The organism is Kitasatospora sp. NPDC101235 (assembly GCF_044767505.1).
In the GTDB taxonomy this organism is placed as follows: Bacteria; Actinomycetota; Actinomycetes; order Streptomycetales; family Streptomycetaceae; genus Kitasatospora.
This window is the reverse complement of sequence record NZ_JBIWNZ010000057.1, coordinates 1-24,317: the sequence shown is the minus strand read 5'-3', so window position 1 is coordinate 24,317 and position 24,317 is coordinate 1. Positions and strand designations below refer to the sequence as shown.

At 70.5% G+C, this 24,317-nt stretch carries 22 protein-coding genes and 7 pseudogenes; 17 read left to right on the top strand and 12 right to left on the bottom strand.

Going from position 1 to position 24,317, the window contains the following annotated elements:
• On the top strand, positions 1 to 468 hold a 468-nt coding region (locus ACIRRH_RS42375; RefSeq protein WP_403078679.1), incomplete at its 5' end, for a type IV toxin-antitoxin system AbiEi family antitoxin domain-containing protein.
• A gap of 326 nt (positions 469 to 794) precedes the next feature.
• On the opposite strand, the gene ACIRRH_RS42370 is transcribed toward ACIRRH_RS42375, so the two are convergent.
• Entirely contained in the window at positions 795 to 2,186 is a 1,392-nt protein-coding gene (locus ACIRRH_RS42370) for an ATP-dependent RecD-like DNA helicase (protein ID WP_403078677.1), read from the bottom strand.
• Positions 2,187 to 2,207: 21 nt separating this feature from the next.
• Between ACIRRH_RS42370 and ACIRRH_RS42365 the strand changes: the two genes are divergently transcribed.
• From ACIRRH_RS42365 to ACIRRH_RS42355, 3 genes and pseudogenes are all read left to right on the top strand, one after another.
• Entirely contained in the window at positions 2,208 to 2,396 is a 189-nt protein-coding gene (locus tag ACIRRH_RS42365; RefSeq protein WP_403078676.1) for a hypothetical protein, read from the top strand.
• A gap of 293 nt (positions 2,397 to 2,689) precedes the next feature.
• Positions 2,690 to 2,992 carry a hypothetical protein gene (locus ACIRRH_RS42360; RefSeq protein WP_403078674.1) on the top strand — a complete coding sequence of 101 codons (303 nt, stop codon included), beginning with the start codon at positions 2,690 to 2,692 and terminating at the stop codon, positions 2,990 to 2,992.
• 28 nt (positions 2,993 to 3,020) lie between these two features.
• Positions 3,021 to 3,563 (top strand): annotated as a pseudogene (locus ACIRRH_RS42355) (HAD family hydrolase); the annotation flags it as partial.
• A gap of 219 nt (positions 3,564 to 3,782) precedes the next feature.
• Here the strand turns inward: ACIRRH_RS42355 and ACIRRH_RS42350 are convergent.
• A complete protein-coding gene (locus tag ACIRRH_RS42350) occupies positions 3,783 to 4,340 on the bottom strand; it encodes an AAA family ATPase (protein ID WP_403078673.1) in 558 nt (185 codons plus the stop codon).
• 147 nt (positions 4,341 to 4,487) lie between these two features.
• Between ACIRRH_RS42350 and ACIRRH_RS42345 the strand changes: the two genes are divergently transcribed.
• Positions 4,488 to 4,778: a hypothetical protein gene (locus tag ACIRRH_RS42345; RefSeq protein ID WP_403078681.1), complete on the top strand. Its 291-nt coding sequence runs from the start codon at positions 4,488 to 4,490 to the stop codon at positions 4,776 to 4,778.
• 65 nt (positions 4,779 to 4,843) lie between these two features.
• On the opposite strand, the pseudogene ACIRRH_RS42340 reads toward ACIRRH_RS42345, so the two are convergent.
• Positions 4,844 to 5,062: pseudogene (locus tag ACIRRH_RS42340) on the bottom strand (TfuA-like core domain-containing protein); the annotation flags it as partial.
• 293 nt (positions 5,063 to 5,355) lie between these two features.
• On the opposite strand from ACIRRH_RS42340, the gene ACIRRH_RS42335 reads away from it, so the two are divergent.
• Positions 5,356 to 5,496 (top strand): hypothetical protein, encoded by a 141-nt coding sequence (locus ACIRRH_RS42335; protein WP_403078671.1) that lies wholly within the window; start codon positions 5,356 to 5,358, stop codon positions 5,494 to 5,496.
• Between the two features lie 151 nt (positions 5,497 to 5,647).
• Here the strand turns inward: ACIRRH_RS42335 and ACIRRH_RS42330 are convergent, their stop codons facing one another.
• Positions 5,648 to 6,190 (bottom strand): hypothetical protein, encoded by a 543-nt coding sequence (locus ACIRRH_RS42330; protein WP_403078669.1) that lies wholly within the window; start codon positions 6,188 to 6,190, stop codon positions 5,648 to 5,650.
• 50 nt (positions 6,191 to 6,240) lie between these two features.
• Here ACIRRH_RS42330 and ACIRRH_RS42325 point away from each other — a divergent pair, with 50 nt between their 5' ends.
• The gene (locus tag ACIRRH_RS42325) at positions 6,241 to 6,852 is read left to right on the top strand and encodes a hypothetical protein (RefSeq protein WP_403078668.1); all 612 of its coding nucleotides are present in this window, start codon (positions 6,241 to 6,243) and stop codon (positions 6,850 to 6,852) included.
• Between the two features lie 141 nt (positions 6,853 to 6,993).
• On the opposite strand, the gene ACIRRH_RS42320 is transcribed toward ACIRRH_RS42325, so the two are convergent.
• Together ACIRRH_RS42320 and ACIRRH_RS42315 are read right to left on the bottom strand one after the other, a co-directional pair.
• Positions 6,994 to 7,743, bottom strand: a complete 750-nt coding sequence (locus ACIRRH_RS42320; protein WP_403078666.1) for a hypothetical protein — start codon at positions 7,741 to 7,743, stop codon at positions 6,994 to 6,996.
• Between the two features lie 162 nt (positions 7,744 to 7,905).
• A complete protein-coding gene (locus ACIRRH_RS42315) occupies positions 7,906 to 8,748 on the bottom strand; it encodes a DUF6461 domain-containing protein (protein WP_403078665.1) in 843 nt (280 codons plus the stop codon).
• A 143-nt stretch (positions 8,749 to 8,891) separates the two neighbouring features.
• On the opposite strand from ACIRRH_RS42315, the gene ACIRRH_RS42310 reads away from it, so the two are divergent.
• The gene (locus tag ACIRRH_RS42310) at positions 8,892 to 12,182 is read left to right on the top strand and encodes a CHAT domain-containing protein (protein ID WP_403078663.1); all 3,291 of its coding nucleotides are present in this window, start codon (positions 8,892 to 8,894) and stop codon (positions 12,180 to 12,182) included.
• Positions 12,183 to 12,203: 21 nt separating this feature from the next.
• On the opposite strand, the gene ACIRRH_RS42305 is transcribed toward ACIRRH_RS42310, so the two are convergent.
• Positions 12,204 to 12,575, bottom strand: coding sequence for a hypothetical protein (locus ACIRRH_RS42305; RefSeq protein ID WP_403078661.1), 372 nt, complete (start codon positions 12,573 to 12,575; stop codon positions 12,204 to 12,206).
• Between the two features lie 149 nt (positions 12,576 to 12,724).
• A pseudogene (locus ACIRRH_RS42300) lies at positions 12,725 to 13,261 on the bottom strand (transposase); the annotation flags it as partial.
• A 106-nt stretch (positions 13,262 to 13,367) separates the two neighbouring features.
• Here ACIRRH_RS42300 and ACIRRH_RS42295 point away from each other — a divergent pair.
• Positions 13,368 to 13,970: pseudogene (locus ACIRRH_RS42295) on the top strand (IS5 family transposase); the annotation flags it as partial.
• Between the two features lie 752 nt (positions 13,971 to 14,722).
• Positions 14,723 to 15,067: pseudogene (locus ACIRRH_RS42290) on the top strand (IS5 family transposase); the annotation flags it as partial.
• Between the two features lie 18 nt (positions 15,068 to 15,085).
• Here ACIRRH_RS42290 and ACIRRH_RS42285 read toward each other — a convergent pair.
• Complete coding sequence (locus tag ACIRRH_RS42285) at positions 15,086 to 16,288, bottom strand: IS110 family transposase (protein ID WP_403078659.1); 1,203 nt, start codon at positions 16,286 to 16,288, stop codon at positions 15,086 to 15,088.
• A gap of 178 nt (positions 16,289 to 16,466) precedes the next feature.
• Between ACIRRH_RS42285 and ACIRRH_RS42280 the strand changes: the two are divergent.
• Positions 16,467 to 17,216 (top strand): annotated as a pseudogene (locus tag ACIRRH_RS42280) (transposase); the annotation flags it as partial.
• 55 nt (positions 17,217 to 17,271) lie between these two features.
• Positions 17,272 to 18,192: a transposase gene (locus ACIRRH_RS42275; protein WP_403078657.1), complete on the top strand. Its 921-nt coding sequence runs from the start codon at positions 17,272 to 17,274 to the stop codon at positions 18,190 to 18,192.
• Positions 18,193 to 18,211: 19 nt separating this feature from the next.
• Here the strand turns inward: ACIRRH_RS42275 and ACIRRH_RS42270 are convergent, their stop codons facing one another.
• The gene (locus ACIRRH_RS42270) at positions 18,212 to 18,571 is read right to left on the bottom strand and encodes a hypothetical protein (protein ID WP_403078655.1); all 360 of its coding nucleotides are present in this window, start codon (positions 18,569 to 18,571) and stop codon (positions 18,212 to 18,214) included.
• Positions 18,572 to 18,721: 150 nt separating this feature from the next.
• Here ACIRRH_RS42270 and ACIRRH_RS42265 point away from each other — a divergent pair.
• Together ACIRRH_RS42265 and ACIRRH_RS42260 are read left to right on the top strand one after the other, a co-directional pair.
• Positions 18,722 to 19,204, top strand: a pseudogene (locus tag ACIRRH_RS42265) (IS5 family transposase); the annotation flags it as partial.
• Positions 19,201 to 20,016 carry a hypothetical protein gene (locus ACIRRH_RS42260; protein WP_403078652.1) on the top strand — a complete coding sequence of 272 codons (816 nt, stop codon included), beginning with the start codon at positions 19,201 to 19,203 and terminating at the stop codon, positions 20,014 to 20,016. The pseudogene ACIRRH_RS42265 and the gene ACIRRH_RS42260, both read left to right, overlap by 4 nt.
• A gap of 122 nt (positions 20,017 to 20,138) precedes the next feature.
• Here ACIRRH_RS42260 and ACIRRH_RS42255 read toward each other — a convergent pair whose 3' ends face one another.
• Positions 20,139 to 20,690, bottom strand: coding sequence for a hypothetical protein (locus tag ACIRRH_RS42255; protein ID WP_403078650.1), 552 nt, complete (start codon positions 20,688 to 20,690; stop codon positions 20,139 to 20,141).
• A gap of 362 nt (positions 20,691 to 21,052) precedes the next feature.
• Here ACIRRH_RS42255 and ACIRRH_RS42250 point away from each other — a divergent pair, with 362 nt between their 5' ends.
• The gene (locus ACIRRH_RS42250; protein WP_403078649.1) at positions 21,053 to 21,487 is read left to right on the top strand and encodes a hypothetical protein; all 435 of its coding nucleotides are present in this window, start codon (positions 21,053 to 21,055) and stop codon (positions 21,485 to 21,487) included.
• A 547-nt stretch (positions 21,488 to 22,034) separates the two neighbouring features.
• Positions 22,035 to 22,232, top strand: coding sequence for a hypothetical protein (locus ACIRRH_RS42245; RefSeq protein ID WP_403078647.1), 198 nt, complete (start codon positions 22,035 to 22,037; stop codon positions 22,230 to 22,232).
• A 422-nt stretch (positions 22,233 to 22,654) separates the two neighbouring features.
• On the opposite strand, the gene ACIRRH_RS42240 is transcribed toward ACIRRH_RS42245, so the two are convergent.
• A complete protein-coding gene (locus ACIRRH_RS42240) occupies positions 22,655 to 23,149 on the bottom strand; it encodes a hypothetical protein (RefSeq protein ID WP_403078645.1) in 495 nt (164 codons plus the stop codon).
• A gap of 841 nt (positions 23,150 to 23,990) precedes the next feature.
• Between ACIRRH_RS42240 and ACIRRH_RS42235 the strand changes: the two genes are divergently transcribed.
• Positions 23,991 to 24,317 (top strand): DUF4240 domain-containing protein (locus ACIRRH_RS42235; RefSeq protein ID WP_403078644.1); only part of this gene is annotated, 327 nt, incomplete at its 3' end.

The following is a 24,317-nucleotide window of genomic DNA, read 5'->3' as shown; positions in this document are numbered from 1 at the left end:
CGGTCGCTCGCAGCGGCGCCGCTTCTCCAGGAGGCGCCAGCCACGCCTGTCGTCGAGGCTACGGCTGGTGGCGCCCTGGAGACCGCCGCCCCCGTGGAGGAGACGCCACGGATTCGTCCGGCAGGGAAGGGCCGGCCCCGTAAGGGCGCCCCGGTACCCGCACGCAAGCGAGGACCCGAGAAGGCCGCCGTGGCCCCGGCCGAGAAGCCGGCCAGGACGCGGAAGACCATCGTGGCGAAGGCCGCCCCTGCCGCCTCGGCCCCGCGCACGGGCGGCCTGACGGACGCCATCGTTGAACACCTGGCCACAGCCGGCGGGCCGGTGCGTGCCGGTGACATCGCCCGGGCTCTGGGTCGCGACGCCAGTGCCTCCGCGATCAATGCCGTCCGCACTTCACTCGAGCGCCTCACCAAGGCCGGGCGCGCCGAACGTGTCGGCCGTGGCCTCTACCAGGCCGCAACCAGCTGACCACCACAGTGCTCCGGGGCGGCCGCCGGGCTTCAATCTGCCCGACCCACCCCGGCAATTTCAGAGGGCGTGCAGTTGCGCCCGTTGGCGGCCTGCAGTCCGCTTGTCGGCGCGGTAGGCACGGCGGTGCTGGCGCAGTCGGCCGGGCCCGCGCCGGCGCTCCCCGTGAGCCCTTGGCCGCCCGCGGCAACCAAGGAGTAACCGCGTGCGGCCGGCTGGCAAGAGCACCGCGCCGGTGCGGTTCACGGCCGGCTGCCCGTCGGCACCGGGGTTGCCCGGTCGGGCCGCCACCACATCGCCAGGCGCTGGCGTGCGCGGTGGGTGGGTCAGCACAAGGTGGCCTGCCCGTCAGGGTTGCGGGTGGGGCGGGGAAGGAGCACGTCGCCGGTCAGGGCCTCGTGGAACCGCGGGGCCAGCGAGGAGTTCCGGGGGTCGGCTGGCCGCTTGATCGCCGTGGCGAGTGCGTCGGGGTCCCCGACCACGACGACGAGCTCGCGGGCGCGGGTGACCGCGGTGTAGAGCAGGTTGCGGCGCAGCAGCAGGTACGACGAGCCCATGGTGAGCGGCACGACGACGATCGGGTACTCGCTGCCCTGGGAACGGTGGACGGTGATGGCGTAGGCGTGCAGGAGTTCGTCGAGTTCCTCGAAGCCGTAGACGGCGGCCACCTGGTCGTCCGTGGTGACGTGGATCTGGCGCTCCTTGTCGTCGATCGCGGTGACGGTGCCGGTGGTGCCGTTGAGGACGCCCTTGCGTGGGTCGTTGCGGATGGCGATGACCCGGTCCTTCAGGCGGAAGGGCCGGCCGTCGGCGAAGTGCTGGGGTGAGCCGTCCTGGTGGGGGTTGACGGCGGCCTGGATGGCCAGGGCGAGGTCGCGGGTCCCGGCCGGGCCCTTCGTCGCAGGCGCGAGGACCTGGATATCGCCGGGCCGGACCGGGTAGGCGTCGGGGAGCCTGTGGGTGACGAGGTCCACGACGGTGTCGGTGATCTTGTGGTCCGGCGTCGGCAGGAACCAGAACTGGCCGCCGTTCACGGTGTCCTCGCCGCGGTTGATCCGTTGGGCGTTGAGGGGGATGGTGCTGGTGCCGTCCTGGCGGAAGATCGTGCTGAGCTGGGTCCTCGGGACCTGCGGGACGGACAGGAGGTCGCGCAGGACCTGGCCTGCGCCGACGCTCGGCAGCTGGTGGACGTCGCCGACCAGCAGGAGGTGGACGCCGGGGGAGAGTTTGCCGAGGAGCCGGTCCAGCAGGGCCACCTCCAGCATGGACGCCTCGTCGATCACGACGAGGTCCGCGTCCAGCGGGTCATAGGCGTCGAAGAGGCTCAGCGGACCGGTGTTCTCCTGCTTCGGCTTGCCGATCATCCGGTGCACGGTGGTGGCCGGCCGGCCGGTGATCTCCTGCAGGCGCTTCGCGGCGCGGCCGGTGGGCGCGGCCAGGCCGACCCTGCCGCCGACCGCTTCGACGAGGTCGAGGATCGACTTCACGGTGAAGGACTTCCCGCAGCCGGGCCCGCCGGTCAGCACCGACACGGGCTCGGTGACGGCCATCAGCGCCGCCGCTTCCTGCTCCGGCGTGAGCTGAGTGGCGCTGTCCAACAGCGGCAGCGGCCCCTTGCACCAGGGGCGCAGGGTGGCCAGGCGCGTCGTGGTGCCGCGCAGTCGGGCGGTGCGCGAGGCGATCGACGTTTCTGCCGCGTGCAGGCGAGGGGTGAACACCGCCGACCGCAGGCGGCCCTGGTGGGGGAGGTCCTGGAGGACGACCCGGCGCTCGGCGGCGAGCACGTCGAGCTGCGCGGGCAGGAGCTCGCCCAGGCCTTCGTCGCGCAGGTTCGCCGCCGCCTGGCGGAACAGCTCGGTGTCGTAGAGGAAAGTCTGGCCGTCTCGGACGGCGGAGTCCTCCAGCGTGTGGACCAGGGCGGCCCGTAGCCGCTCCGGGAGCCAGCCCCTCGGCTACGCCATCGGCAACGCCCTCGAAGCCGCCGAAGCCGTCCACGCCCTGTCCGGCCGGCACGTCCCCGGCCTCACCGACCTGACCCTCGCCCTCGTCGAACTCATCGCCTCCCAGGCCTGGCCCGACCAACACCACCGACCAGATCCGCCACCGCCTGCACACCGCGCTCTCCGACGGCAGCGCCCTGGCCGCGCTGCGCCGCTGGGTCGAGCACCTCGGCGGCGACGCCCGGCAGATCGACGACCCCGCCCTGCTCCCGGCCGCCGACGTGCGCCTGCCCGTCACCGCCCCGGTAGGCGGGACCGTCCACCGGATCGACGGCGACGAGCTCGGCCGCATCGCCGCCGAACTGGGCGCCGGCCGCGCCCGGGCCGCCAGCCCCGTCGACCCGGCCGTCGGCATCCAGCTGCACGTGCGGGTCGGCGACCCGGTCCGGGCCGGTGACCCCGTCGCCGAACTCCACCTGCGCACCGTCTACGACCAGGCGGCGCTGCTGAAGCGCGCCGCGGCCGCGTTCACGGTCGCCGACGGGCCCGCCACCGCGCCGCCGCTCATCCACCACACCATCTGACCCACCCAGCGAAGAGGGCCCCGGCGGCATGATCCGGCGGCCGGGCCCCCGAGGAAAGGCACCAACCCCGACATCACCGCACAACCCGCCCCGCAAGGAGGCACCCGTGCCCACCACCGCCAACCGCCCCGCCGTCGACGGCCTGCTGGTCGACATGGACGGCCTGTTCCGCCACTGGCGCGACACCGGCGCCCGGCGCGGCGAGCAGCTCGCCCACCTGCCCGCTGGCACCTTCGACACCTTCGCCTACCGCCACCCCAGCTACCGGCTCGCCCAGCTCGGCGTGCTCACCGACCAGCAGTGGGCCGACGACGTCGCCCAACGCCTCACCGACGCCTTCGGTCCCCGCGCCCTGAACGCCATCGAGCCGTGGCGCGCCGACCGGGGCGAGACCGACCCGGTCATGCTCGACCTTCTCGCCCGGGCCCGCCGCCACGTCCCGGTCGGCGTCCTGTCCAACACCACCGACGCCTTCCGGGCCGACCTGGCCCACCACGGCATCGCCGGAGCCTTCGACTTCGTCTTCCCGACCGCCGAGCTCCACGTCGACAAGCCGGCCCCGCTCGCCTTCCGCACCGCCGCCCAGGCGATGGGCATACCGCCGGACCGGCTGTTCTTCACCGACGACGAACCCCCTACGTTGCCGGAGCCCTCCACGTCGGGCTGCACGCCGAGCTCTTCACCGGGCCGGAGGCCTTCGCCGCCGCCCTCACCCGCCTCGGCATCCTCGTCACGGCCGCCAAGACGCTCGCCCCGGCGGCCTGACCATGGAGGGCCTGCGGCCCGGCGACTACCGGACGGGCGCTCCGACGAGCTCCAGCACCTGGCCGGCCAGCTCCGCCGTCGGCAGCACACCGTCGAGCAGCACGGTGTCGCCGGGCAGCAGGTCCACCGCCGCCGCGCACCGCTCGATCTGCGCCCGGCGCCACACCCGGGTCTCCTCATCCGCGGCCGGGTCGTCCGGCGTGAAGGACTGCGCGTCGATCCTCGCCTCCAGCACCTCGGCCGGCGTCTTGAGGAAGACGTGGTGAAGCCGGGCGCCCGCGGCCCGGATCGCGGCGTGGATCTCCCGGAGGTACTCGGGGACGACCAGGGTCATCGGGACGATCAGCGGGCGCTCGTACTCGCCCAGCATCCGGATCGTCATGGCGGCGACCAGCTCGCGCCACACCGGCAGGTCCTGGTAGTCGCCGGTCGGAGTCTCCACCAGCCGCTGCACGGTGGCGCCGACCACCTCGGGGTCGAAGATCACCGCGTCCGGCCACCGCCTGGACAGCTCCTTGGCCAACGTGGTCTTCCCGCCGCCGAACGGCCCGTTCAGCCAGACGACCGTGCGCTGCTCACTCATGATCTTGGTTCCTCTCCGGAGTTCCACGATCCCACAGTGCTGTACCGACGCTCGACAGTAGCCGTCCGGTTCCGCCAGGTCACCGCATGCGCACCCGCGCCCTCGCGAGACCGGTTCTGCCCGACAACGACCAGACAGGGGCAACCCATGCGATCCGCCTACGCCGACATCGCGGCCGAGCACGAGGCCATCCGCACCCGCTGGGGCGACCAGCACCACCCCACCGGCGCCCACCGCGGCTTCGCTCTCGTGCGGCGCTTACTGCAATTCCTCTGTGACCGGGCCGCCCGCCGCGGACGCAAGACCTGGCGACACATCCTCATCGAGGAGGTGTTCGAGGTACTTGCCGAACCGGCGGACCGGGAGGCCATGCGAGCCGAACTGGTCCAGGTCGGCGCGGTCGTCGTCTCCATGATCGAGGACCTGGACCGGAACTGACGGACCCCGACCTCCGTGGCATGCCGGTCCACCGGCCCAGACCCAGGTCTCGCAGAACGCCGGCCGGACACCTCGATGCCGCGCCCCAGCATGGCCAGGATCTCCTTGTGGCGCAGGGCCGGGCTCTGGTGGAAGACCCCGTCGATCAGCACGATCCGGTCGCCGTCGGCGATCGAGGGAGTGAACAAGTCGCCGTGCCGGGCCGGAAGGTGCACCCGGATGCGCGGGTGGTGCAGCAGAGGTTCGGACGGGCCAAGCGTCGGCCCGACGTACAGATGAATCATCAGATCTCGCCCAGGAGATAGGGCGGGGTGTCTTCCCGCAGGCACGGGTCTGCGGGAAGACACCCCGGTTCAGGAAGCGGTGTTGACTACCACTCCTACTCGACGTCCTCGGTGAGCGCACGGCGGGACTCAAGGCGGACCTGGAGCTGGCCCGTCAGGAGATCACCTCACTGCGGACCGAGCGGGACAAGCTCACCGACGCCCTGCGGCGTCAGCTCGGGCAGCGACTCGACCAAGCGGCAACAGGCGATCTGATCACCAGGATCAACGAACTGACCAAGCAGAACCAGCAGTTGATCACCGAACGGGACGCACTGGAACGGAAGAACGCGGCGCTGGAGGGACAGCTGGCTGAGGCGGAGGAAGACCTGGCCCGCGCCCGCACCAGCCTCCGCAGAATGATCCGCGCGGAGAACACCGCCGGCACTGAGTGAGTGATGGTGGCCGCCCCGGCGAGACAACGCGGCCACCACCCCCTATCCACACACGGATCCGGAAACCGGGAAGGAGCCCGTGGGGCAGAACGGAGCCGGTGCGGCACATTCTGGTCGACCCCAGGGGACTGACGACCGCCACGGGCGCTTGTCAGAGATCAGGAAGCGACCGGGAGATCCCTGGGTAGTACCCCTCTTCAAGTCGGAACAGGTACCTCCGGAGGTCCACGGCCAGCCCGCTGGATATGTATGCGGAGAAGTCCCGCAGTCCTTCGGCGGCTTCCTGCTCCTCTGGGATGTCGCTGGACGACCACTCGGGCAGCAGCGCTGCCAGGTACTCCGTCACCTGCGCACGGTCATGCCACCAGTCGCGAACGGCCTCGGGTGTCCACCGACTGTCGCCGTCGCAGGCGTAGCCGCAGTATGGATCGTTCTGCGCTGCTTCCGCCAGGCTCAGGACCTCGGTAGCAGTCGCCGGCTGGCGATACACGTACTCACCGAGGAACTCGCCGCCATAGAGCACATGGCGCGGCGCGTGCAGGCGGCCTGTCCAGCAGTTGTCGGCGATGCCGGTGTAGAAGGGGCCAGGAACGTTCAACCAGAGCCGGTCCTCCCAACGCCCGCCGAAGGACGCCTCGGGCTCACCGTCTGGAAGTGCTGCGATCGGATCCCAGAACAGCTCTTCGTCGGTCACGTTCGCAGGATAGATCCGACAGGACCGAGTGCGCGGAGATCGTCACTCGCATGTCCCGCCAAATGATCTTCTTTGGGAAGTTCGACGATGCCCTCGGCCTGCTGGAGCTCGCTGCCGTCCGGGCCGAGAGAGACGGCCACGTACGCGTCCAGGCACTGGTGCAGTTCCAGACCGGCCGCGTGCGCGCCGCCCTCAACCACCCATCCGAGGCGGCCCGTCACCTCGACCGCGCTGATGAGCTCCTCGTCTCCGCGACCACCGAGGCGCCCCAGGACTGGGCGGCGTACTTCGACAGCGCCGAGCATGCCGGCGCCCGCGCGGTCAGTGCCCGCGATCTGACCTACCAAGGCCACCACCACCCCGCCAGCCCTCACTTCGAGGCTGCCCTTCGGCTACGTGCCCCAGGCTTCGAGCGAGTCCGAGCAATGGGCCAGATCGGACTCGCCGCGGCCCTGTTCGATGAAGGCGAACCTGAGAGGGCAGCAGCAGCCGGCCACCAGGCACTGGATGGCTTGGGCATGCACTCGGCGCTGATCGCCTCCCGGGTGAACACCTTGCTCGCAGCCGCAAAGCGCTACCACACACCTGACGTCCTCCAGCTGCACGCACGCGCCGCCGACCTCGCGACCCGGGCGCCAATCACGTCGAAGATCGCTGCCTGAGGTCGGGTGTCCGCAGGGAGTCCGCGCCTGGCACCGGTAGCGAGGCCGGGCGCTACGGCCACGCCAGCCCCCCACTCTCCGGATCCCCGGCTTCCAGTCGGCGGCGCAGCGGCGGACCATCTCCTGGTCACTGCCCGGGAGTCACCACTTGTGGCGGAAGGGGCCGAATTCGGCAACGCGGTCGAGGTCGGAGGGTGATGGAAGCCGCGTCAGCTTGCCGGGGAAGACCTGCTCCATCGTTTCGCGCTTGAGCCTTGGCTCCCAGCGCAGTCGGCCACAGGCGCAGGCGATTGCCCCGTGCCCGTCGATGAGAATCACGAGCCAGCGACTCTTGCCGCAGCCGCAGACGACGTGCTCCACCATCGGCGCGAACGACACGTCCAGCATGGTGTGGCGCGCCACGGCGTACAGCGGCCAGTCGAGGTGGAGTTCATCCGCGATCACCACGTCGATGGCTTCGGCCCGACCCAGGGCCAGGTCGAAGCCCTCGGCGGCGCGGGCTTCGAGGATGCCGATGAACGGCTCGCAGTCCGCCTCGGCATCGAACGCCGGGTCTTCGTCAGCCGTCTGCAGCGTCCGGGCGAGCAACAACAGGCGCTCTTCGAGGAGCAGCCGGGGGCTGACGAGCGGCTCGGGCCGGCGGTACAGGAGTTCCTCCGCGATTTCCGAGGGCGCGTCCTGGATGGCGCGGGCCGCGGCCCGGGCACGGCGCAGCTGCTCCTGGTACTCCTCGGGGAGAGCCCGGGGTAGGAAGTAGTGCTCCCGGTAACGGCGTGCAATCTCCCAAAGACCCGGTTCGTACTGCTTCGGCAGGAGATTGGTCGGTACATGCCGCTCCCAGCGGGGCAGCTTGCCGGACGGCGGGGGCAGGTCCGGGGTGTTCTCCAGCACGAGCCGGTGCTTCCACCACACTCCCCGCGGAGTGACGAGCGGCTAGGCTTGATTGAAGGATGTCCCGTAGTCATCGGTCCGATGACGTGTAGTCCCAGAAGTGGGGCGAGAATCACGGAACTGTCGCGGGAATCCTTATGGGTTCTCCTGTGTTCTCGCAGGTCAGGGCCTTGGCTCCGGCGTTGTCGGTGGTGCTGCTGGCCCGGCGGGCTGTGGCGGTGTTGGTCGCAGGGGTGGTGGGGTCGGGGCGGGCCGACTGCCGCGGGGCGTCGCGTGAGCGTGTATTTCCGGGTCCCGTGACTGCCGTTGCGGGTTCGTCGGTGTCATCGCGGAGCTGGCTGAGCGTTCTTGCCGCGGCGTTGCGGGCATGGTTGGTGGAGATGCTGATGGACGTGGCTCTTTTGGTCCGCTTTCCGGAGCGCCTGCGCGGCAGGGGAACCGGATTCCTTCGGCGTGACGGGCCCGCGGACACGCGGTGCCGAGCGAGGGTCGTCGCCGGTCAGGCGGACTCCGGTGAGGTGTTCGGCGAGGGCCAGGGCCAGCTCCGTCCTGTCGGGGTACCGGGCCTGGTCGAAGTCCGGTACGGCTGCGGCGATGGGGCCGGGGGGCCATGTCCTCGGCGTGCAGGCGGGTGGTTCCGTCCGCGTACCAGCAGAAGCGGGTGATCGCGTTGACGTTGCGGAAGTGGGCGACCAGGGTGGTGTCCGCCCATGCGGCGATCGACTCCTCGCGGACGCCGAGGTAGCCGTTGGGTTCGACGACCAGTGTCCAACCGGCCGGGTCGGCTGCGGCGATGAGCATCCGCTCGCCGTCGGTCTCGGCCTCCAGGTCCTCGGCCGCCTCGCAGACGGCGTCGACGCCGGTGAGCCGAGGGCCGCTCTCCGCGCCTGCCCGGCCCAGCAGTTCGCCGGGCGGCACACCCTCGACCAGGGTCAGGCAGTAGGCGTCCTGCAAGGACGGGTAGAGGGTGCGGAACCAGCTGTGGTCCGGCGTGTGATCGCTCATGTGTGTCCTCTCTTTCGGATGGCTGCGGCGCGGCGGGGCGGGGGCCTCCCGTCCCGCCGTGTCCGTTTCGCACCCTACGGCCGCGGCATCGGGTCTCCGTCCAGGAAGGCATCGCCGACGCCTGAACCGGGTAGGTACCGACCGTGCGCGACATCAGTGGGGGCGAGCACGATCATCTGGACCAGCAGGTCATCGCGCGTGTCGTGGCGGCCCTCAGCGGCGGCAACCGCCGAGAGTTGACCAGTGCGTGGATGGCCTCGGCAGAACGGGCGCTGCTCTCTGCCGCCCTGTCCGACCGTCCGGACGCCGACACCATGGCCATGCTCCTGGGCCTGGTCCGCCTGTTCCGCTATGTCCTGGCCCCCACGCCGACGCCGTCCGACGCAGCTGATCTGAACGCGGCCCTGCACCTGCTCGGCAGGCCTGCGGTTCGCGATTCGCCCAAGCTTCCGCCCGAGGTGCGGGATCTCTTCGCGCTCGAGGACGCTGCAGCGAGGCTGGCCCGAGCCGGCAAGCGGCGAAGGATCCCGGCGCACCGGCTCTGGGCGAGGCTGCTCGTCCGGTCGCTGTACCTGCATCCGGCGTTCGCTGCGGAGGGCACGCGCATGGTGCGCGAGCACCTGACCGCCGCGTTCGCGGCCGCGCCGGACCCCGCCGGATCGCTGTTTGTCACCGCCGTCGCCATCGAGCTCTTCGACCGGACCCTCCCGGCCGCAAGGGAGGCGGCGTGGCTGCTGTGCGAGGCTGTGGACGCGACACCGCAGGACTCACCGGACCGCGTCCCGCGTCTGCGGGTGCTCGAAGCCCTCCTGACCGACATCGCGGACGGCAGCGGCCTGAAGTCCGACCGGCTGAGCGCACTGCAGATCGGCGAGTGGCTTCCGCGCGGGACCTCGCGGCTGGCCGGGACGAACCTCGTCAAGTACACGCTCGGGCCTCGCGGGCAGCTCCTGAAGGGAAGGCAGGAGGCGCCCAGCGCCGCCACCCTGGCCGACCTCCAGCGCCTCCGAGACCTCGTCGCGGCCTTCCTCGCCACGGGCGACCTGCGGCCCTTGCACGAGGCCGTCGCGCTCGCCCGCTCCGACCGGTGGCCGCCGTCCGACCATGCCGACCGCACCCACGCGATCGCGGACCTGGCGCACGCCCTGATCCGGGCCGCGGTGACGCTCGGCGGTGTGGGTCTGTTGCGCAGGGGCTTGGCGGTCATCGCCGCCGAGGAGAGCCGGCTGCCCATGGCCACCGACTACCGTGCCACCAAACGGCTCCAAGAGGCGCTGGGCATGCTCCACATGGAACTGGGCCTGTTCACCGGCGAGATCCAGCACCTGCGGGCAGCGCGGCACCAACTGCGCAACGCGACCGCCGACATCGAGTACGGCTCCGCCCCCCGTGAGCTGGGCCCCGACACGCGGGCGGCGCTGTGGTCCTCCTATCACCTGACGCTGGTGAACATGTACGGCGCGCTCCGCGAGCGCAGCTACCTGGAGGACGCGAAGGCGGCCCTGGACACGGCGGCCGCGATCGACGGGGTGTCCGTTCACCGGGCGCGGCAGATCCGCCACCAGCGCGCGCTCCTCGCCCTCAACCTCGCGTCGCTCCGCCATGGGGACGGTGTGATCGACGCCGAGGAGTTTGCTGCGACGATCGACAGCTGTGACGCCGAGCTGGCCGCCCTCGTCGCATCCGCCCAGGACGGCACCCCGCGAGCGATGCTGGGCGAGTTGTTCCACGGCCGGGTGGCCTGCCGCGTTCTGCGTCCGGACGCGACCGTGCCGTACGACCGGGAGACACGACGCATCCTCGACGAGGCGCTGCTGCTCATACCCGAATCCGACGTCCAGGCCCACGCCCGGATGAACGATTGGAAGTTTCGTCTCACCTCACGGCTGGCCGACGAACGGTCTCCGGATGCCGGCTCAGCCCGTCGACTGGCGAAGGAGCACTACGAGCAGGCGAGAGCCGCGGACGGTCCGGGCCTGCCCGCCGCCGCGTACGTCTGGGCCCAACACTGCCTGGCGGACGGCGAGTTCGCCCAGGCCGCGGCCGCAGCGTCGGACGCGGTGAGCGCACTCGGGGACATCGCCCGCTGCCAGGCGTACTTCCACGACAAACGGAGGACGCTGGCCGATCTCACCGCGCCGGCATGGCTGGCCGCACGCGCCTACTGCGAGGACGGCCGCCCTGGTCCGGCCGCCGCCGTCCTGGAGCGTGCCCAACTGCTGGTGCTGGAGGACATGTACCTGCGCCCTCAGGCGATCGAGGCCGCCGTGCGGCGCTCCGGCGACGCCGCCCTGGCCGAGCGCTACCGTGCCGTCGACAGGGTGCTGCGGCGTACCGACGCCAGGCCGCGCGACGTCCGGGCCGCCCTCGACGAACGCACCAGGCTGATGGGCCGGATTCACCTGCTGCCCGGCGTCGCTCGGGTGGGCGGACCGGCCATCGCGGAGGCAGCCGCGAGGACGCCGGCGCGCCTGAACGGCGGCGCAGTGGTGCACCTGCTCGCCGACTGGGCCGTCGTGACCCACGGCGACGGCCGGATGCGGGCCGTCCGGCTCGACGGGTTCGGCCGGGAGCGGGTGACCGCCAGGTACCGGACGTACCGCAGCCTCGCCATCGATCCGAGGAGCAGCGTTCCGGCCCGGTCGCGGTGCGTGGAGCAAACCCTGGACTGGCTCGCCTCCGCGGTCGTCGAGCCGCTGCTCCGTGAACTCTCAGGCGAGGAGCGGGTGCTGCTGGTGCCCACCGGTGTGACCGCCGCGCTGCCCCTGCAGGCCGGTTTCGCCGGTACGGATCTCCGGGTGACGTCGTTGCCGGCCACCTCACTGGCCCGGCCCGCCGTCGCCCCTCTCGGCCCGGGCACGTCCGCTGTGGCGGTGGCGGTCCCGCGACGGCCGGGCGCCGGCAGCATCCCCGGAACGGTCGAGGAGGTCGCGGCCGTACGGCGTGCCTTCCCCGGCGCCCGCCTGCTCGTCGACCGGGAGGCCACCCGGCAAGCGGTCACCGCCGGCATCCCGGCGGAGCTGCTGCACTTCGGATGCCATGGCGTCGCAGCGGAGGACGTCCTCGACGGGGCATTGCTCCTGGCCGACGGCGACCTGACGGTCAGGGACATCCTCGGTTTCCCGGCGCAGGTGCGCGGCACCCGGTTGGCCGTCCTGTCGGCCTGTCACAGCGCGGTGGCGGACCGGGCGCTGCCCGGGGAGGCGGTGAACCTGTCCACCGCCATGCTCGCCGCCGGCGTGGACGCCGTCATCGGTTCGCTCTGGCCCGTTCCGGACGCGGCGACCACGTCTCTGATGTCCCAGTTCTACGCGGCGCTCGGCCACGGCGCGGACCCCGCTCGGGCGCTCAGGACCGCCCAGCAGGCCGTCAGCGCCGATCCTCGCTGGCGCAGGCCGTACTGCTGGGCCGGCTTCGCGTACTGGGGACTCTAGAGCGGCGGAGCCCGTCAAGACTCAGGCGGGCGTGGTGTCTTCGTCCTCGGAGACGGTCTCCAGCACTGCCTCGGTCGGAACCTCGGCCGACTCCACCGCCCTCAGGTCCACCCGGCCACTGCGCAGCACCAGCCAGGCGTGCTTGGCCTCGTCGAACGACCGGAAGACCTTGGCCATCTCGTCGATGAGCTTGCGGGCAGCGGCAGCGGTGAGCGTCAGGCCGCCGAGGAAGACGGTCACGCCCCCCACCACCGAGACCGGATCGACGATCCGCTCGGGTTGCTCGTCCGCGTCGTTGCGCTCGGTCTCGACGGAGGCCAGCGGCCCGAACTCCGCGAGGGGAAGCCCCTGGAGAAGCTGCTCCAGCCGCGTGGCGACCTGCTCGGAGCTCACCCCCGCGGGCGGATCCACAATGATGACCAGCTCGCCCAATTGGCCCCCCACTCCGCGGACTTCCGTGCCTCGGGTGGCATCGTCGCACGCGCCTTCCACCTGGGCAACCACTCGCTGCTCGGTGCGACTAAGAACGACCGGCAAATGAATCACTTGAGGCGGCGTGTAGTGGGGCGGCCGCCCCATCGGTAGCGGGTGGTGGCGCGGCGGATCAGCATGCGGAGCGTGACCAGTGCGGCGGCCAGGTGGAGGTAGAACTCGACGACCGCGCCGTTCCTCTCCGTACAGCGCCGCAGCTTGCCGTAGCCATTCATCCACGAGTGCGTTCGTTCCACCGTCCACCGCTTGCCGGCCTGGATTGGGGCGGGCACTCCCTTGCGGGCGATCTCGCCGGTGAAGCCCAACTCCCGAAGCAGAGTGCGGGACTTGTTGTTGTCGTAGCCACGGTCGAGGTTGACGTTCACGTCCTCGGGCAGGGGTCCGACCTGCCCGATGGCGGCCTCGAGAGTCGGTCCGAGGAGAGGCGAGTCGTGGCGGTTGGCCCCCGCGGCAACCAGGCCGAGCGGGACGCCGTGGGCCTCGGTGGCGATCGAGCGCTTCAGGCCCTGCTTCCCACGGTCGACCGGGGACCGACCCGCGCGCTCGCCGCCGCACGGGGCCTTGGTGATGCAGCCGTCGACGGATATCTCAACGGACGTTAAGTCCCTTTACTCATGGTTGGGGATCGCTCGTTCGTGTGATCGTTCGATGAACTGACGTGTTGGCCGGGGGGTAGGTGATGTTGTGCGGCGTATGGAGAGACTGGCGTATCCGAGTGACGTGACAGATGAGCAGTGGGAACTGGTCAGACCGATGATCGAGTCGTGGAAGCAGGAGCGGGTGGCCCGGTCGGCGACCGGGGACCCCGGGTCCTGCGACCTGCGGGAGGTCGTGAACGCGATCTTCTACCAGAACCGGACGGGCTGTCAGTGGCGTTACCTCCCGCACGACCTGCCGCCGTGGTCGGCGGTGTTCTACTACTTCACGCTGTGGCGCCAGGACGGCCTTGACCAGCGAATACAGGAGCTGCTGCGCTGCCAGGTGCGGGAGAGAGCCAAGCGATTAGAGGACCCGTCCCTCGTGATCATCGACACCCAGTCCGTCCGTGCGGCGGCCGGGGTTCCGAAGACCACGACGGGGCTGGACGCCGGCAAGAAGGTGCCGGGCCGCAAGCGTGGGCTCGTGGTCGATGTGCTGGGCCTGATCATCGGGGTCGTCGTCCTCGCGGCCTCCGCCCACGACAACGCCGCCGGCACCGCCCTGCTCACCCAGGCCGCCGAGCGATGCGGCAACCGCCTGGAGAAGGCCCTGGTCGACCAGGGCTTCAAGGATGAGACCGTCATCCACGGCACCCTGCTCGGCGAACCAGCCGGTACGCCACCGACGGCATCTCCGTGTGCTGGGTGGCACTGTCTTCCCGGCGCTGGGTGGGGGGCGGGGCGTCCACGCACACGTACACGACGTCGGCGCCGCGAACGGCCTCCTCGGCGCCCAGGGTGAAGGCCAGCCGGTCGGCGTCCTCCGCGATCAGCTCGACTGGGCCGTCCTCCTGGATTGGCACCCCGCCGCCTCGGAGGACCTGGCTCTCTCGCCGCCGGCCCGCGGGAGTTCCGCCGTGCCCCCTGTCGGAGGTTCCACTCTTCGCGAGGCAGGTAATGCCGGAGGTCGAGCCACTCGTGCGGCAGGAAGACTTCCGGCAGCCTGTGCCGTTGGACCCGCCGCTACTGCGCCGGCTTCACCCGGGGACAACACCGGCAGGTAAATCGCCGGGCACGAGGGTGGCATGCGAGCATGCCACATGCCGCCGGGTGCCGCGCCGGTGTACTACTGGGAATGCCGGTGTACTACTGGGAATATGGTGCTTCCGGTTCATCTCCCGGTGCCCCTCGCCGAGGCCCGCCCGATCGAGGCACTGCCCACCAACCTGGGGGACCTCGCCCTGGAGGCCAAGCTCGACGGGTGGCGTCTGGTCCTGGACACCGAGCGCGCGCAGGCCTTCGGGCGCCGCGGCACGAACCTGACCGCCCGGTTTGCCGATCTCGCCGAGGACTCCCGCCAACTAGGGTCTGTTTCAGAAGTGGATCAAGGTCGTGCGATGATCACGTTCCATGGCTCGGGGAGATCTGACAGACGCGCAGTGGGCGGCGCTGGAACCTCTGTTGCCGCGGGGTGTCAAGGCGGGTCGGCCGCCGGTGCACACCAAGCGGCGGCTGATCAACGGCATTCGGTTCCGCACCCGCACCGGCATACCGTGGCGGGATCTCCCAGAGCGCTACGGACCGTGGGAGACGGTCTACGGGCTGTTCCGTCGCTGGCAGCGCGACGGCACATGGCACCGGATTCTCGAGCAGCTGCAGGCCCGCGCCGATGCGAAGGGTCTGATCACCTGGGACATCTCCGTCGACTCCACGATCGCCCGCGCGCACCAGCACGCGGCCGGCGCGCGCAAAAAGGTGCCCCTATGGTTTTGGTCAAGCGGCTGAGGCTTCCGGTGCCTGGTAGAGAGTGCCGTCTCTGAGCATGGCGAAGAGCACGTCGATGCGGCGTCGGGCGAGGCAGACGAGTGCGGCGACGTGGTGTTTGCCCTGGCGACGCTTCGTGTCGTAGTAGGCGCGTGATTCCGGTTGGGACAGTGCCGCGAACGCGGCGAGGTAGAAAGCTCGCTTGAGCTGCTTGTTGCCGCGCCGGGACGGGCGTTCGCCGCGGATGGAGGAGCCGGAGTTCCTGGTCACCGGGGCGAGGCCGGCGTAGGAGGCCAGATGGGCGGCGGAAGCGAAACCGCTGCCGTCGCCGACGTCGATGAGGATGCGGGCTCCGGTCCTGACCCCGATGCCGGGCATGGAGGTCAGGACCGGGGAAAGAGGGTGGGCCTCCAGTAGTTCCTCGATCCGGGCCGAGAGGAGCCGGCGTTGGTCGGCCACGGTGCTGAGCGAACGTGCGAGGCTGGGAACGATCAGTGCGGCGGCGTCGGTGCCGGGCACGACGACGCTCTGCCCGTCGAGGGCCGCGAAGATGTCGTCGACGAGGCGCTCGGCTATGCGCGGTGCTTTGGGCCGCAGCAGCGTCACGAGCCTTCTCCTGCCTGCTTTCCTCAACTCCCCTGGGGAGCCGAAGCGTTCGAGCAGGGCCAGGACGGCCGGATGGTCGAGCCGGGGGCCCAGGACCCGTTCCAGCGAGGGGTGGATCTGGGTGAGCAGGCCTCGCAGGCGGTTCTTGATCCTGGTGGATTCTCCGGCGAGATCGTCGTCGAAGCCCACGATCATTTCCAGCTCGGCGATCGTTTCGTCGGTCGGGGCGAGGTCGCGCAGGGTGTGCGGCATGGTGCGTGCGGCGTCCGCGATGATCGCGGCATCACGCGCGTCGGTCTTGGCCTCACCCGGGTAGAGATCGGCGATCCGCCGCATCGTCAGCCCGGGCAGATAGGCGACTGCACAACCCGCGTCGCGGGCCACCGCCAGCGGCAGGGCGCCGATGGAGGCCGGCTGGTCGACCACGACCAGCACGGTGCCGTGCTTGGTCCGCAGCCTGGCGAACAGCTCGCGCAACTTCGGCTCGTTGTTGGGCAGTTGCTTGTCGAAGACTCTCTTCCCGGCTGGAGTGAGCGCGGTGGCGTGGTGTTCCCCCTTGCCGACGTCCAGACCGAGGTAGACGTTGATGTCACTGGTGTCGATCACGTGCCCTTTTCACAGCGGTTGCGCCCTCCCCGGCCTACCTGTGGCATCAGCGTGCCGGCATCCACGTTACGAAGAGACTGCCTCACCCGAACGGGATCGGCGCTCGTGCCCCTAATCAGCGGTCTGCCAATGCCTCCGCACCCGGTGACACCACCTTTTCGATCATGATCGACTGGGGATGCAAGTCATGCCGGGCCCGGAGGCCGGGAGCCCCATTGCGAGGCCACGAAAAAGGCTCTGGCCGGAGTTCCGTGAAATCCCAGGTCGGCGGCATGCATGCAGGATCGTTTCCCTGCGGGATGACCTGCGCGTGGTCCTCCACTCGATCGAAGATGTGCTGTTCCCCGGAGTCGACGTTGAACTGGAGCGGCTGACCGCCAACCCAGAGGTCCTGCTGATGGAGGTGGCCGCGTGCGGCCCACCGGCCCGTTGCCCAGGCTGCGGAAGCCCAGGAACGCGGAGACACTCCACCTACTGGCGGACACCCGCCGAACGACCGTTTGTAGGAAGGAAGTTGGCGATACGCCTTCGGGTGCGGCGCTTCTTCTGTGACCGTACCCGATGTCGGCGGACGACCTTCGTCGAACAGGTCCCCGGGCTGAGCGAGCGCCACGTACGCTCCAGCGTCGGGCTGAAGCAGTGGCTTCGGGCCGTCGCCACCGAGCTGGGTGGCCGGGCCGGCGAACGGCTGTGCCACAAGCTCAGCATCACCGCCGGCCGGACCCGCCTCCTCGGGCTACTGAAAGCGCCCGAAGTGCCCGAGCGGGCGCCGCGGGTACTCGGCGTCGACGAGTTCGCCTTCCGCAAGGGCCGCACCTACGGGACCGTCCTCGTCGACGTCGAGACCGGCCGCGTCGTGGACGTGCTCCCGGACCGCACCTCCGAGACCTTCGCCGCCTGGCTGCGTGAACACCCCGGCGCGGAGATCATCTGTCGCGACCGAGCCACCGCCTACACGCGGGCGATCAAGGAAGCGGCCCCCCATGCATGCGACCGAGGTGGCGGACAGGTGGCATCTGCTCCAGAACCTGTCGGCCGCGGTCGAGAAGACCTGCCACCAGCACCGCTCCTGCCTGCGCAAACACGTCGAACAGGAGGAGCCGACGCCCGAACCTCCAGTGATCGACCTGCCAGTCCCGGAACTGCCTCGCGCGCCGATCGTCGAGCGCACCCGTGACCGCTACGCGGACGTCCACCGGCTGCTGGAACAGAAGTGGACGATCAGCGCCATCGCCCGCCACCTCGACCTGGACCGCAAGACCGTGCGCCGCTTCAAGACCACGCCACTGGACGAACTCCTCGCCTCCGCGAAGGACTTCGGCATCCACAAGGCCAGGCTCCTGGAACCATTCAAGCCCTACCTGAACAGCCGGTTCACCGCCGGATGCACCAGCGGAACCCGGCTGTTCCACGAGATCCGGGAGCGCGGCTACACCGGCAGCATCCAAGTCGTGCGCCGCCACCTGGCCAAGCTCCGCGAAGGGACGGCGGAACCGGTCCGCGCCGACATTCCCAGCCCGCGCCGCATCACCTCGTGGATCATGCGCCCGCGAGAGAAGCTCTCGGACCAGGAGGTGGAGAAGTTGCTCGATGTTCGGATCGTCTGCCCAGACATCGCCCGGGCCCATGACCTGGCCCGCTGCTTCCGCGACCTGCTGGTCGACCGGCGCGGCGGCATGCTCCTGGAGTGGATCCGCCAGGCCGAGCAGGACGCTCCCGCCCCGGTTCGCTCGTTCGCCGGCTTCCTCCGCCGGGACCTCGCCGCCGTCACCGCCGGCCTCACCCTCGAATGGAGCTCAGGCAAGGTCGAAGGCAACGTAAACCGGATCAAAACGCTTAAACGCGCCATGTACGGCCGAGCCTCGTTCCGGCTCCTCCGCACCCGGATCCTCACGCGGTCGTGAACGCCAAGGCGAACGTGGCTCAGGTCAGCAGGCATCCGCCCTGCGGATCGAAGCAGACGAGCCCCGAGGACCGCGCGACATCGGCGGCATACGGGGCGGCCTCCTGGTACTTGCTGAACACCATCCCGAAGTAGAACAGCGGGCCGCTCGCGTTCCTGATCAGCGGCCCATCCGACCAGGGGCTCGCGTCCTCGTCCTCGTCGTCCGGACTCAAGTCAGGCCACCGTGCCACCAACGCCTCGACGTACTGCCTGATACGCGCTGTCGGCTCGACGCCCCGACCGCCCATGAATTCACCGTAGAGATCCGTGAACACCACACGCGCCGCAGCGTCGCTGCCAGGACGCTCGCCTTCCCACACAGCCAGGTCGTAACTCATGGCTGCATTCTGCACGTCCTCGCTGACAGATCCCCCTGTCGAACGTCCACTGCACATGATCAAGACTTCACGGAACTCCGGCCAGAGCCACGAAAAAGGTAACGGGATCTACAGGTCGAGCCACCCGGCGGCGTCTTCGCCGAGCCCGACGACCACGGACTCGGACGCTCTCGCGGTGGACTGACCACCAAGATCCACCTGGCCGTCGAGCAGGCCCAGAAGCTGATGTCGCTCGTGATCACCGCCGGACAACGGGGTGACTCCCCGCAGTTCCAGGTCGTCCTGGGCCGCATCCGAGTGCCGCGTCTCGGCCCGGGGCGCCCGCGCACCCGGCCGGACAAGGTCCGCGCTGACAAGGCGTACGGCTCCCGCGCGAACCGCGTCTACCTGCGCAGACGTCGTATCGGCTGCACGATCCCGGAGAAGCGCGACCAGATCGCCAACCGCAAGAAGCGCGGCTCCCGCGGCGGCCGGCCGCCGAAGTTCGACAAGGCCGACTACCGCGATCGCCACGCCGTGGAGTGCGGCATCAACCGCCTCAAGCGCCACCGCGCGGTAGCCACGAGATACGACAAACTCGCCGTCCGCTACGAAGCGACCGTGCTGGTCGCAGCCATCAACGAGTGGCTGTGACCAGCACTTTCGAAACACGCCCAGGGCCCTCGATCCTCGACGGCGAACTCCTCGGACTCGACGCCACGGGCCGCATCGACTTCACGGCGATCCGACGCCGATCGCCCCGGGGGCCCCGACCCGGCGAAGACTTCAAGATCGTCTTCGCGGCGTTCGACCTGCTCGCCCTCGGGACGGACGACCTGCGATCCCACCCGTACCACGACCGCCGCGCCGAGCTGGACCAGCTACTGCACAACGCCCCAGCCGCCATCACGACCGTTCCCGCGACCCAGGACCTCCCCAGCACACTGGCCTGGCTCTCCGCACCCGGAGTGGAGGGCCTGGTCCTCAAGAGAACCGACGCCCCGTACCGGCCGGGCAAGCCCGCCGGCGGCTGGCTCAAGTGGCGCGAACGCCACCCCGTCGACCTCATCGTCGTCGGCGTGACAGCCACCGACCCGGCCCACCAGGCCCTCGTCCTCGCCCAGCCGAACCACGCCGGCCGACTGCGCCCCGTGGCCGTCACCCTGCCCATCGGCACCGTGCTGCGCGCGGAGATCGCCCCGCTGCTCCACCCGGAAGGGGACGTGCGCGACCTGCCGGAGCCCGTCGTCGGCCTGCCCGGCAGCGGGCACCGGGGCCGCTACCTGCCGGTGCTGCCCGAGGTCGTCCTGGAGGTCCAGGCAGACCAGGCGAGGCCGGAATGGGGGAGGTTCCGCCACCACGTGCGCGCCAGCCGGATCCGCTACGACATGACCCCCGCGGACGTCCTCCCCACGGAGTCGGCCCGGGCCGCCGAGCCGCCGGCGGGGACCGTCAAGCGGACTTGACGCGATCCCTACGCCCAGCCGCTCCTGCGTGACAGGCTGACCCACTGCGGCCCGGGCCGGGCCGGCACCGAGGAGAGGGACCAACGTGGGCAACGCCGCACTGATGAGGGGTCGGCTTCCTCTCAGCGTGCGTGATCCGTTTCAGCGGCAGCGCCAACAACACCCGCCAGCTCGTCAGCCGACTCAGCGGTGAGGCGGTAGAACCCCTGGAGGCTGATGGAATGTTCGAGACGGCCGTCCACCACGTACTTCAGAACACGGGTCTGACCTCGCCGGTTGCGCCAGGTAAGCCGCTTCAGGAGGTCGCCGGGTATTGGCGTCTCGAAGCTCACGGGCGTGGCGTCCACGTGCACGGGCTCGGCACCGCACCCGCCGGCACCGAGCATCGACCAATCGCTGTGGCCCGGGAAGGCTGGATCGTCCCACGTCGCGGGGGCGGTGCCACAGCAGTCACGTCGTTCCATGTCGAGCACTCGCATCCGGCTCACCACGAAGACCTCGCACCGGCTCACGTGCAGCGCATACACCCCGTCGCCGGCACGAGCCCCCGACCAGGCGGGCAGGGAGGTATGGACCCCACTGAAGGCGACCGGCGGCCGCTCGCCCACACGCCCCGCTTTGCGCAGCGCACGGCATGTGTCATGGGTCCACAAGACGGTGAAGGCATCAGACATGCCGTGATCCTAGAAACGAGGACCGACAACCTCCGCCCCGCCTGCCACGACCCGCATGGCCTCGCGGATCTGCGGCGGCCTGCGGTGCGCCGGTGTACGCCTCCGGCCAGCCCTACGCGATCCTGCGGCCGGCCGCCCACCGCGCGGGCCGGGGAGAGCCAGCCGGGCTGGTGGTCCTGACCGCCGGCGACGCCGAGCAGCGGGCGGTCATGATCGGGTACCCACATTCCCGATCGGTTCGACACCCGCGCCCACCAGCACAGCCCCGGCCCTGGGACGCGGCCATGGCCACCGCCGCCCACCGAACCCCGCCACCGGGCTACGCTGCGCCCGACAATGCACGGGCGAACGAGGGGGCACGCATGGCGGAGATCGTCGTACCCGGACCGGAACCGCATTGGCAGCCGGCCACCGTACCGCCCTACGACAACGGCCAGAACCCGGCCGCGCAGTCCAGCCTCTGGGAAACCGCAGCGAGCACCTTCCGGATGATCGCCGGCCTCAAGCCCCCACTGGACGCCCTCGCGGCCCGGCTGCGCCTGAGCGTGGAGCGCAGCTGGGAGGACCTCGGCGAGGTGGATGCCGCCGTGTTCACGATCGACCGGTGGCACTTCGCGCTCAGCCTCATGCCCTACGGGCAGAGCGAGACGTGGGTGTGGCTGCACCGCTCCCACGAGGACGCCGACGACGCGCTCCGGGTGCTGCTGGAGGCCCTCGGGCTGGGCGAGGACGCCGTGGTCTTCACCGGCGGCCTGGACACTGGCCTCCACTACCACGGCACCGGCCGGCCCACCTGAAGCACGCCCCGTCGACCAGCGACCGCCCCTGACCTGCGCGAACCACCGGGAACACCCGGGGCGCAACACACTGCTGCGCCCCGGCTCCGTCCTCCGTACGGGTGACGGGCGGGTTCGGCAGCGGGATGAGGCGGGCAGATCATTCGGCATGACGACACCTCAGGCCAGGCGCCGACGTCGCCGCCGCCCGGCCGCGCCTGCCGCCCCCGTACCCGCTGCTCCGGCCCGCGCTCGCAGGCCGCTGATGTCAGCCCGACCAGGTGGCGCCGGGTGCTGCCGGACCTGGTCTAGCGAACATCTCACCCCCAAAGGCCTGGTGGTCCGCACGACCTGGCACGAGCCCGCTTGCCCAGCCTGGACAACCCGGTGATACCGCAACAGCCCTTCCACCAGGTCACCGGCCGGACCCATGGTGACCACCCGGCCACCCCGAAGAAGGGCCCACCATGGCGCGCACGACCGCCGACGCCTTCCTGTCCGACTCCAGCTGGGGCGCGGACGAACCGCAGCCGCAGCCGACGGCGCGGGCAGCAGGATCGCCCACCAGATGCAGATCTCCTTCGACTCGCAGGTCGGTGGCACCGTCGAGATCGGCCGGTGCGCCTTCGTCAACGAGGGCTCGCAGCCGTTCACGGGGACATCGAACTGCGTCACGCCGACCCTCGTGAAGGTACTTCCGCCGACCTATGCCGCTCCGGCCCCCGCTGCTCAGGCCGACCAGGAGTCGGCGGCCACCTCCTCCTGAGCACGCCGAACGGCTGCCAAGTGCCCGGAGCCGGCCGCCCAGCCACTGGGCGGCCGGCTCCGGGCCAGCGGCTGCAGGGGTCAGCCGCCCGCGCAGTGTGGTGCCGTCGACCCAGGCGGGCCGGGCGGAACTTCCGCCCAGCCACCGCCCGTTGCGGTTCCTGGTCGTCGGTTGCCTTGCGACCCGTTGCTGCCCCGACTGACGGCACGGCCAACACAGCCAGGACTTGCACCAACCTTCCGCCGGGCCGCACCACCTCGGCCCTACCAGCCGTCCCCCAGGGCCTCCAGCTGCGGCTGCCGATCCTGCCGCCGGTCCGGGCACGGTCGGCGCCTGGGGCCGCGGTGGCGGGTGGTCCACAGCCACTACTGAGCCGTCCGCACCCGTCGACGAGAGCACCAGCAGACAGGCGGCCGATCCCCTTACAAAGGGTTGCTGAACCAAGATGTCCGGTAGTGCTCCTCCTTCGGCGGCCACCCGAGCTGCAGCCCGTTCTCGTCGGCAGCGTTGTACACCCACAGCGCCGTATCGCCCAGTTCGAGTGCGAACCCGGTCAGCATCCACGCCGGCGGATGCTGACCGCCGCCCGCACCGGCCAGACCCGGGCTCCACTCGGTGACACCGACCGCGGTCACCGTCCGTCCGACCACCTCGTCCAGCACCGGATGCGCGTCGCTGCGCCAGGTCAGGGACCAATCGTTCCACCACGTCGGCGCCGTGCCGGTGTCGATCGCCGCCGGGGTGGCAGACAGGAGGTCGAGCCGGTTCACGCAGACCGCGACCTGTCGGCCCCCGATGGCGAGGAGCGCGGGTAGGTCCGCGAACCACTCACCCTCCTCGCCGATCCAGACTCCCCAGGCCCCGGTGACCCGTTCACCGACCAACGAGCCAAGCCATTGCCCCTCACAGCCCGCCATCTCAGCGGCTCTGCTGTGCCAGCAGGGCCGCCACCCTTCAATTCCCCAGGTCGCTTCCACACGGCCAGCCCACACCGTGATCCGAACACGCCGCCACCCCTTTCCCGCCGCGCAGCCTCCCCGGGGCCGAGGCCGGGCCTACGCCCACTCGACGCCGTGCCCGGCGAGTGTCCGAGCTGCCCCGGGCTGAGCTTCGCCCGGCGTGCCGTGGTGTTGTTCAAGAACGCGCCCAGCCCGACGAAGACGACCTCGACGCTCTCCTCCCCGCCGGGCCCGGTCACCACGATCTCCAGCGGCTCCTTGTGGAGCCAGGGCACCTTGGCGTGGCCCTCGCGTTCGACGAAGGCCGTGAGGGCCGCCAGGCCCTGCGCGAAGCGGTCCGCCCGCGACACCTTCGGCTTCGCCTCGGCCTTCGCAGCAGCGAGCCCAGTGTCGGCCTCGATGCCGATCGCCGCCAGCAGGTCCTGCTGGTCCTCCTCCAGGCCCGGCCCAGCCGGCCCGCTGCGCCTTCACCCATCGCCCGAGCTGCTCGCCCTCGAACACCGTGTCGGCGGGCAGCGCGGCCCAGTCGACCAGGCCGTCGCACTCCATCCACCACTGTCGCGCGGTGGCGTACGTTCGCTACCAGGTGATGGGCCAGGCCGGGTGCGGGGCGGTGGAGTGGGACAGGGGTCTTGCCGCCGGCTGGAATGTCACAGTCGTCGGCCATGCTGTCCGGCATGAACGAGGACTCCTTCTGGCAGCTGATCGACGGGTGCAGGCCCACCCGGCCCGACCAGGATTCGGAGCAGCTCGCCGCCGCCCTGGAGGCCAGACTGATGAACGGCCGCTCTCGGCGGTCGTGGGATTCGCCGAGCAGCTGTCCTGTGCCCTGTACCGACTCGATCGCAAGGAGTACGGCACCGGGGTGCCGGGTGACGCCTTCCTCTACACTCGCGCCGCCGTCGTGGCCGCGGGGCGAGCAGAGTACGAAACCGTGTTGAACGACCCCGCTCTGTTCGGGCCGTACGCGGAGGACTTCATCTGGGCCGAGCCCCTGCTGTACGTCCCGGACAACGCATACCAGAGCCTGACGTTGCCCTTGCCGAAAACGTCATCCGCTCTGATCAGGCAGCATGTTGGTACTCATGGAGGAGGCCGCCGAGTCGGTCGCGTCGTCGTATGTCGA